Below are 6,978 nucleotides of genomic sequence, written 5' to 3'. Positions count from 1 at the left end.
GCCCCATGGCGCACCACGTCTCCGCGCCGCACCCTGCCCCGCCGTCGTCCGCCCCCGACGAGCCCCGGTCGCACCCCAGGGTCATGGAACCCGTGCTGCTGGTGGTCCTGGTGGTGCTCTCCGCCGTGGGAGCCGTCATCGGCATCGACCTGGTCTCCAAGCTGGGCATCTCCGCCAACACCTCGGTCGTCGGCGCACTCGTCGCCATGCTCATCGGCCGCATCCCCCTGGGCTTCCTGCGCCGGATGCGGTCCGTGCACCGGCAGAACCTCGCCCAGAGCGCGATCTCCGCCGCGACCTTCGCCTCCGCGAACGCCCTGCTGACATCCGTCGCCGTGCCGTACGTCTTCGGGCGCACGGACCTGGTCTGGCCGATGCTCGCGGGCGCGTTCATCGGGCTCGTCGTGGACGCCTGGGTGCTCTACCGCGCCTTCGGCTCCAGGCTGCTGCCCGCCGACGCCGCCTGGCCGCCCGGCACCGCGGCCGCCGAGACCATCAAGGCCGGCGACCGGGGAGGACGCCGGGCCCTGATCCTCGCGGGCGGCACCGCGGTCGGCCTCGCCGGAACACTCTTCAGCCTGCCGCTCTCCGCCGCCGGGGTCGCCTTCCTGGGCAACGTCTGGGCGCTGATGATGTTCGGCATCGGACTGATGCTGCGCCAGTACGGCCCGGACCTCTTCCACACCGATCTGGGCGCCGGCTACATCCCGCACGGCGTCATGGTCGGAGCAGGCATCGTGGCACTCGGGCAGGCCGTGCACCTGCTGCTCAGTCGTCGCGACCGCAAACGAACCGCGGCCGCCGCGGAGGCCCCCAGCACCGCACCCGTCGAGCAGGCGGACCCGAGCACCGCGTACACCGTGGACGAACGCGCCCTGCGGCTCTCCCTGATCCGCGGCTACGCGCTCTTCACCGGGGGCGCCGTGATCCTCGCCGTGCTCGGCGGGCTGATCGGCGAAATGAGCCCGCTCGGCATCGTCGGCTGGGTGCTGTTCGCCGCCTTCGCCGCGCTGGTGCACGAACTGATCGTCGGCCTCGCCGCCATGCAGTCCGGCTGGTTCCCGTCCTTCGCCGTCACGCTGATCTTCCTCATCCTCGGCCTCGCCATAGGAATCCCGTCGGTGCCGCTCGCCCTCCTGGTGGGGTACGTCTCCGCCACCGGCCCGGCCTTCGCCGACATGGGCTACGACCTCAAGGCCGGCTGGCTGCTGCGGCGCGAGCACCGCCCCTGGGATCCCTTCGAGCGGGAGGGCCGCCGCCAGCAGTTCCTGGCCGCCCTCATCGGTTTCGCGGTCGCCCTCGCCGTCGTCGCCCTCGCCTGGCGCTCGTACTTCGGGCAGGGCCTCATCCCGCCCGTCGCCAAGGTGTACGCCGACACCATCAAGAGCGGGCTCAGCGACCCGGACGCGGTCCGCACCATGCTGCTCTGGGCCATCCCCGGCGCCGCCATCCAGCTGATAGGCGGCACCCGCCGGCAGATGGGCGTCATGCTCGCCACCGGCCTGCTCATCCTCACCCCGCAGGCCTGCTGGCTGGTCCTCGGCGCCCTCGTCGTCAGGGTCGGCTACCGCAAGCTGCGCGGCCCCGCGGCCGACGAGGAACTCAACCTGGTGGGCGCCGGACTGATCGCCGGCAGCTCGCTCGGCGACTCGGCCCAGATCCTCAAGACCTGACGCCCCGCCACCCCCTCAGCCACTTTCCCGTACCACCGCACCACTCAGCACCACCCGCACGGCAAGGAGACCCCCATGGACATGTACAGCAGGCTCGAACCGCGTCCCGAGTACCTCAGCTTCGAACTCGCCCTGGCCGCCCGCAAGCTCGTCGAGGAGGTCATGCTCGTCAAGCGCGGCGAGCACGTCGTCCTCACCGGCGACACCAGCAGCGACCGCCGGGTCATCGAGGCCACCGCGCAGGCCGTCGCCGCCGCCGGTGCGCACCCCGTCGTCGTCTGGTACGAGACGCTGCCCGGCGCCTCGATGGAACCGCCCCGGCCCGTCGCCGGAGCCATCGCCGACGCCGATGTGTGGATCGAGTTCGCCGTCTCCTACCTGATGCACTCCAACGCCTTCCGCGCCGCCATGGCGAACGGCTGCCGCTACACCAACCTCACCGCGATGGACGTCCAGATGCTGGTCGCCACCGTCGGACGCCCCGACTTCCAGGGCGTCATACGCCTCGGCAAGGCGCTCGTCGCCCTCCTGGAGGCTGCCGACGAGGTCCGGATCACCTCCGCCAACGGCACCGACCTGGTGGGCCGCAACGGCGACCGGCCGATCAACCTGCGCGGCAAGCCCGCCGAGAAACCCGGCGAGACCGTCATGCTGTCCGGCCAGATCTCCTGGAACCCCCTCGAAGAGACCCAGGACGGAGTGCTCGTCTTCGACGGAGCCCTGTGGCCGCCGGACGAGATCGGCCTGCTGCGCAGCCCGGTCCGCTGCACCGTCGAGAAGGGCGTCGTCACCAAGATCGAGGGCGACGCCGACGCGGACACCTTCCGCCGCTGGATGGAGTCCTTCGACGACCCGAACATGTTCCGCGTCGCGCACTGGTCGCTCGGCTTCAACCCCGGCGTCCTCGCGCCGACCGGACGCATCGTCGAGGACGAGCGCGTCTTCGGCTGCGTCGAACTCGGCATCGGTACCAAGGGTGCCTGGATCGGCGGCGAACCGTGGGTCGCCGCCGCCCACACCGACGGCAGCGTCCTCGGCCCGTCCATCTACCTCGACGGCGTCGCCATCGAGGAGAACGGGCGCTACGTGCACCCGGGCCTCGTCGCGATCTGCCGCGACCTTGGCGTCGCAGGCTACTGACCTCCGGGCGGGCCCGCACCCCCCGGTGCGGGCCCGCCCGTCACCCGTGAAACCGTTCCGCGACGCGAGTTACGCGACGTGAGAGGAGCGCCATGCCCACCCCACCCCCCGTCACCTACCGCCACGGCGGTCTGGTCTGCACCGACCACACCATCGACGTGCCGCTCGACCACCGCACACCCGAGGGCCCCGCCATCGCCCTCTTCGCCCGCGAAGTCGTCGCCGAGGGACGCGAACACGAGGACCTGCCCCGTCTCCTCTGGCTCCAGGGCGGCCCCGGCGGCCGTGCCGAGCGCCCCAACGCCGCGGGGGCCTGGCTGCGCCGCGCGCTCACCGAGTACCGCGTCGTCCTGCTCGACCAGCGCGGCACCGGCCGCTCGACCCCCGCCGACCGGCGCAGCCTGGCCCGATTCGGTACGGACTCCGAGGCCGCCGCCGGATACCTCGCGCACTTCCGCGCCGACTCGATCGTCCGCGACGCCGAACTCCTGCGCCGCCGGCTCCAGGGCGAACAGCCGTGGAGCGTGCTCGGCCAGAGCTTCGGCGGCTTCACCACGCTCACCTATCTCAGCCTCGCCCCCGAAGGGCTCACCCGCGCCTACATCACCGGCGGACTGCCGACCCTCACCGGCCACGCCGACGACGTGTACCGCGCCGCCTACGCCCGCACCCTCACCCAGAACGAGCGCTACTTCGCCCGCTACCCCGGCGACCAGGCCCTCGCCGACGCCGTCGCCGCGCACCTGGACACCCACGACGTCCGGATGCCGACCGGCGAACGCCTCACCGTGCGCCGCTTCCAGACCCTCGGCATCACGTTCGGCACCGCGTCCAAATCCGAATCGCTCCACTACCTCCTGGAGACCGCCTTCACCGACGGCGTCGACGGGCCGGAGCTCACCGACACCTTCCTGCGCGGTGTCGACGCCGCCGTGTCGTTCGCCGAACGCCCCCTGTACGCCGCACTCCACGAGCCGATCTACGCTCAGGGCGGCCGTGCCACCGACTGGTCCGCGCACCGCGTCCGCCAGGAGTTCCCCGCCTTCGACGCCACCGCCGGGGGCCCTCTGCGGTTCACCGGTGAGATGGTCTACCCCTGGCAGTTCGAGGAGGACCCCGCGCTCGTCCCGCTGCGCGGCGCCGCCGAGGAACTCGCCGCCCGCACCGACTGGCCGGCCCTCTACGACCTGGACCGGCTCGCCGCCAACGAGGTCCCCGTCGTCGCCGCCGTCTACCACGACGACATGTTCGTCGACCGGGAGCACGCCCTGGCCACCGCCGAAGCCGTACGCGGCCTGCGCACCTGGGTCACCGACGCCTACGCCCACGACGGGGTCAGGGCCGACGCCGGCGTGCTGGACCGGCTGATCGCGATGGGCCGCGGCGAGGTCTGACACGGGCACCGGGGGCGGGGCACCGCTCGGGAGTGCCCCGCCCCGACGCATATGATCTACGGGTCCGCAGGCCGACCGCCGTCCTGCCGCGCCACCGAGGGGTGCCCCATCCGTTCCGTACGCGTCCGGCCGTCAGAACAGCGCGGTGAACTGCTGGCCCGGCACGAGGACGGCGTGGACCTGCACCATCTGGTGTGGCGGCTGGGGCCCGGGTGGCGGGTGTGCAGCAGCGCCGTGCTCGGCGGCGGCATCGGCCCGCGCGACTGGATCCTCAACGCCCAGGTACCCGGCGGCTATCCGCGGATGGACCCCGACCGCCACCTCGCCGAGATCGCCGCGGCCGAACACCTCAGCGGGCCCGGCGCCGGTCTGATGACGGCCGCCGATGTCACCGCGTACACGGTCGCCGCGGACGAGGGCGTCACGGCCACCGCCACCTGCGGCCTCGGAGTACGCGGCTGGGCGGCGGCCCCGGCCGAGGACGCCGGGGCACCGCCGCGGCCCGGCACGGTCAACATCGTCGTCCTCCTCCCCGCGCCGCTCTCCGACGCCGCACTCGTCAACGCCGTCGCCACCGCCACCGAGGCCAAGGTCCAGGCCCTCCTCGACGCCGGGCTCGACTGCTCCGGCACCCCCACCGACTCCGTCTGCATCGCCGCCCCCGCACCCGCGGCCGGACCGGGCGAACCGTTCGCCGGGCCGCGCTCGCTCTGGGGTGCGCGACTCGCCAGGGCCGTGCACGCTGCGGTACTCGAAGGCGCGCTGCCGTAATCCTGAGCATCCGCAACGCCGCGAGCCGACCCGGGCGCGGCCGACGAAGGGAATCGCCCTGATGAGCGCAGCAACAGCCGACGTCACCCCGCAGCGGCCGGTCGTCGCCGTCCTCGGTACCGGAATCATGGGGTCGGGAATGGTCCGGAGCCTGCTCCGGGCCGGGCTGGAGGTCCGCGCCTGGAACCGTACGCAGGCCAAGGCGCAGCCCCTCGCCGCGGACGGCGCCACCGTCACCGGCACGGCCGCGGAAGCCGTACGCGGCGCCGACGTCATTCTCACCGTGCTCAACGACAAGACCTCGGTCGCCGCCGCGCTCACCGCCGCGTCCGACGGGGTGCGCCGCGGCCAGGTCCTGCTGCAGAGCTCCACCGTCGGACCGGACGCCTCGGTCGAGCTGGCCCAACGCGCCGCGGACCTGGGCCTCGTCTGCCTCGACGCCCCGGTCTCCGGAACCAGGCAGCCCGCGGAACAGGGCGCGCTGACCGTCTTCGTCTCCGGACCGTCCGCCGCCCGCGAAGTGGCCGCACCCGTGCTCGACGCGATCGGACAGCGCACGGTCTGGGTCGCCGAGGAACCGGGGGCCGCCTCCAGGCTGAAGCTCGTGGTCAACACCTGGGTGATCAACATGGTGGGCGGCGTGGCGGAGTGCCTCAACCTCGCCGAGGGGCTGGGCGTGGACCCACAGCTGTTCCTCGACGCGGTGAGGGGCGGCCCGCTCGACTCCGGCTATCTGCACGGCAAGTCCGCCGCGGTCCTGTCCGGCGATCTCACCCCGAGCTTCGCCCTGAGCACGGCACTCAAGGACACTCGTCTCATCCTCGAAGCCGCCGAACAGACCGGCGTACGGCTGGACCTGACCGCCGCCTCGGCGGCCCGCTTCGAGCGTGCCGAGGCGGCCGGGCACGGCGGCGAGGACATGATCGCCACCTACTACGCGGGCGCGGCCCGGCTCAGACGACCCGCACCTCGTGCCGGACCACGGCATCGAACAGGTACCCCTGCGTGTTGTGCACAGCAACCTCCGGCTGGGTACGGCCCGTCCGGTCAGTCGCCCGCGCCAGCAGGACGGCGGGGCCACGGTCTTTCGGCAGCCAGTCTGCCGACCAGCGGACCCAACTGCCGCTCCTCGACTCGTCGCGCAGCCGCGCGCGGTGCCACCGGGCGCCCCCGTCGGTACTGACCTCGACCGTACGCACGGGTGCCCCGCCCGACCACGAGCGGCCCGTCAGCACGTGGCGCCGGCGGGCGGCAAACGACGCACCCGGCGTCAGCTCGAAGGCGCTCTTCAGCGTCTGCCGGGTCAGCGGGGCGCTGCCCTCCGGTGGATAGCCGGGGCCGAACAACCGGTACAGCCCGGTGTTCCACGGGGAGACCAGGGGCGCCGCGCTCACCTCGATGTCGCCGACCCACTTGATGTTCGCGACACCGATCCAGGACGGCACGATCAGCCGCACCGGATGGCCGTGGTCGGGCGGCAGAGGTTCGCCGTTCATCTCGAAGGCGAGCAGCACGTCGTCCAGCGCCTTCGAGACCGGCAGCGGCCGGCGGACCCGTCCCAGATTGATGCCGTCGCTGATCACCTCGTCGTCCAGGCCACGCGGCAGTACGTCGACCGCATCCCCCGTGATGCCCGCGCGGCGCAGCACATCGGCGAGCCGGACCCCGCGCCAGCGGGCAGTCCCGATTGCGCCCAGGGTCCAGGCCGTCCCGCTGACCTGCTGGCTCTGCTGCGTCGTGTAGTAGCTGCGGGCGTTGCCCGCGCACTCGACGAACGAGGTGCGCGTGAGCGACGGCAGAGCACGCAGCTCGTCGTACGTGAACTCCACCGCCGGGCCGCTGAGCGCGTCGCCCCAAACCCGCAGCTTCCAGGCGGCCGAGTCGATCCGCGGGGTGCTGGTGTGATTGCGCACGAAGAAGCGGTCGGCCGGAGTGAGCAGCCCGGTCGAGCGCAGTGCCGCGAAGTTCGTCTCGGCGTTGGTGCCCCGCACGGTGAACAC

5 protein-coding genes and 1 pseudogene are annotated in these 6,978 nt (G+C 72.7%); 5 read left to right on the top strand and 1 reads right to left on the bottom strand.

Annotated elements, in window-relative coordinates; genetic code table 11:
* The first annotated feature begins 5 nt into the window (after positions 1-5).
* From J1C73_RS00745 to J1C73_RS00725, 5 genes and pseudogenes are all read left to right on the top strand, one after another.
* A complete protein-coding gene (locus tag J1C73_RS00745) occupies positions 6-1,673 on the top strand; it encodes an OPT/YSL family transporter (protein ID WP_207314589.1) in 1,668 nt (555 codons plus the stop codon).
* Positions 1,674-1,748: 75 nt separating this feature from the next.
* The gene (locus tag J1C73_RS00740; RefSeq protein WP_207314588.1) at positions 1,749-2,813 is read left to right on the top strand and encodes a 2,5-dihydroxypyridine 5,6-dioxygenase NicX family protein; all 1,065 of its coding nucleotides are present in this window, start codon (positions 1,749-1,751) and stop codon (positions 2,811-2,813) included.
* Between the two features lie 92 nt (positions 2,814-2,905).
* The gene (locus J1C73_RS00735) at positions 2,906-4,207 is read left to right on the top strand and encodes an alpha/beta fold hydrolase (protein WP_207314587.1); all 1,302 of its coding nucleotides are present in this window, start codon (positions 2,906-2,908) and stop codon (positions 4,205-4,207) included.
* A 51-nt stretch (positions 4,208-4,258) separates the two neighbouring features.
* Positions 4,259-4,978: an adenosylcobinamide amidohydrolase gene (locus J1C73_RS00730; RefSeq protein ID WP_207314586.1), complete on the top strand. Its 720-nt coding sequence runs from the start codon at positions 4,259-4,261 to the stop codon at positions 4,976-4,978.
* 61 nt (positions 4,979-5,039) lie between these two features.
* Positions 5,040-5,921 (top strand): annotated as a pseudogene (locus tag J1C73_RS00725) (NAD(P)-dependent oxidoreductase); the annotation flags it as partial.
* A 10-nt stretch (positions 5,922-5,931) separates the two neighbouring features.
* Here the strand turns inward: J1C73_RS00725 and J1C73_RS00720 are convergent.
* Positions 5,932-6,978: sulfite oxidase (locus J1C73_RS00720; RefSeq protein ID WP_207314585.1), on the bottom strand; the 1,047-nt coding region annotated here is incomplete at its 5' end.

Source organism: Streptomyces laculatispora, from assembly GCF_017353455.1.
Lineage (GTDB): Bacteria > Actinomycetota > Actinomycetes > Streptomycetales > Streptomycetaceae > Streptomyces > Streptomyces laculatispora.
Note: the sequence above shows the minus strand (reverse complement) of the source record. Positions and strands in the feature narration are given on the sequence as shown.

Excerpts from the sequence above, each read along its gene's own strand:
- J1C73_RS00745 (WP_207314589.1), top strand. The coding sequence starts at position 6 with ATGGCGCACCACGTCTCCGCGCCGCACCCTGCCCCGCCGTCGTCCGCC.
- J1C73_RS00740 (WP_207314588.1), top strand. The coding sequence starts at position 1,749 with ATGGACATGTACAGCAGGCTCGAACCGCGTCCCGAGTACCTCAGCTTC.
- J1C73_RS00735 (WP_207314587.1), top strand. The coding sequence starts at position 2,906 with ATGCCCACCCCACCCCCCGTCACCTACCGCCACGGCGGTCTGGTCTGC.
- J1C73_RS00730 (WP_207314586.1), top strand. The coding sequence starts at position 4,259 with ATGATCTACGGGTCCGCAGGCCGACCGCCGTCCTGCCGCGCCACCGAG.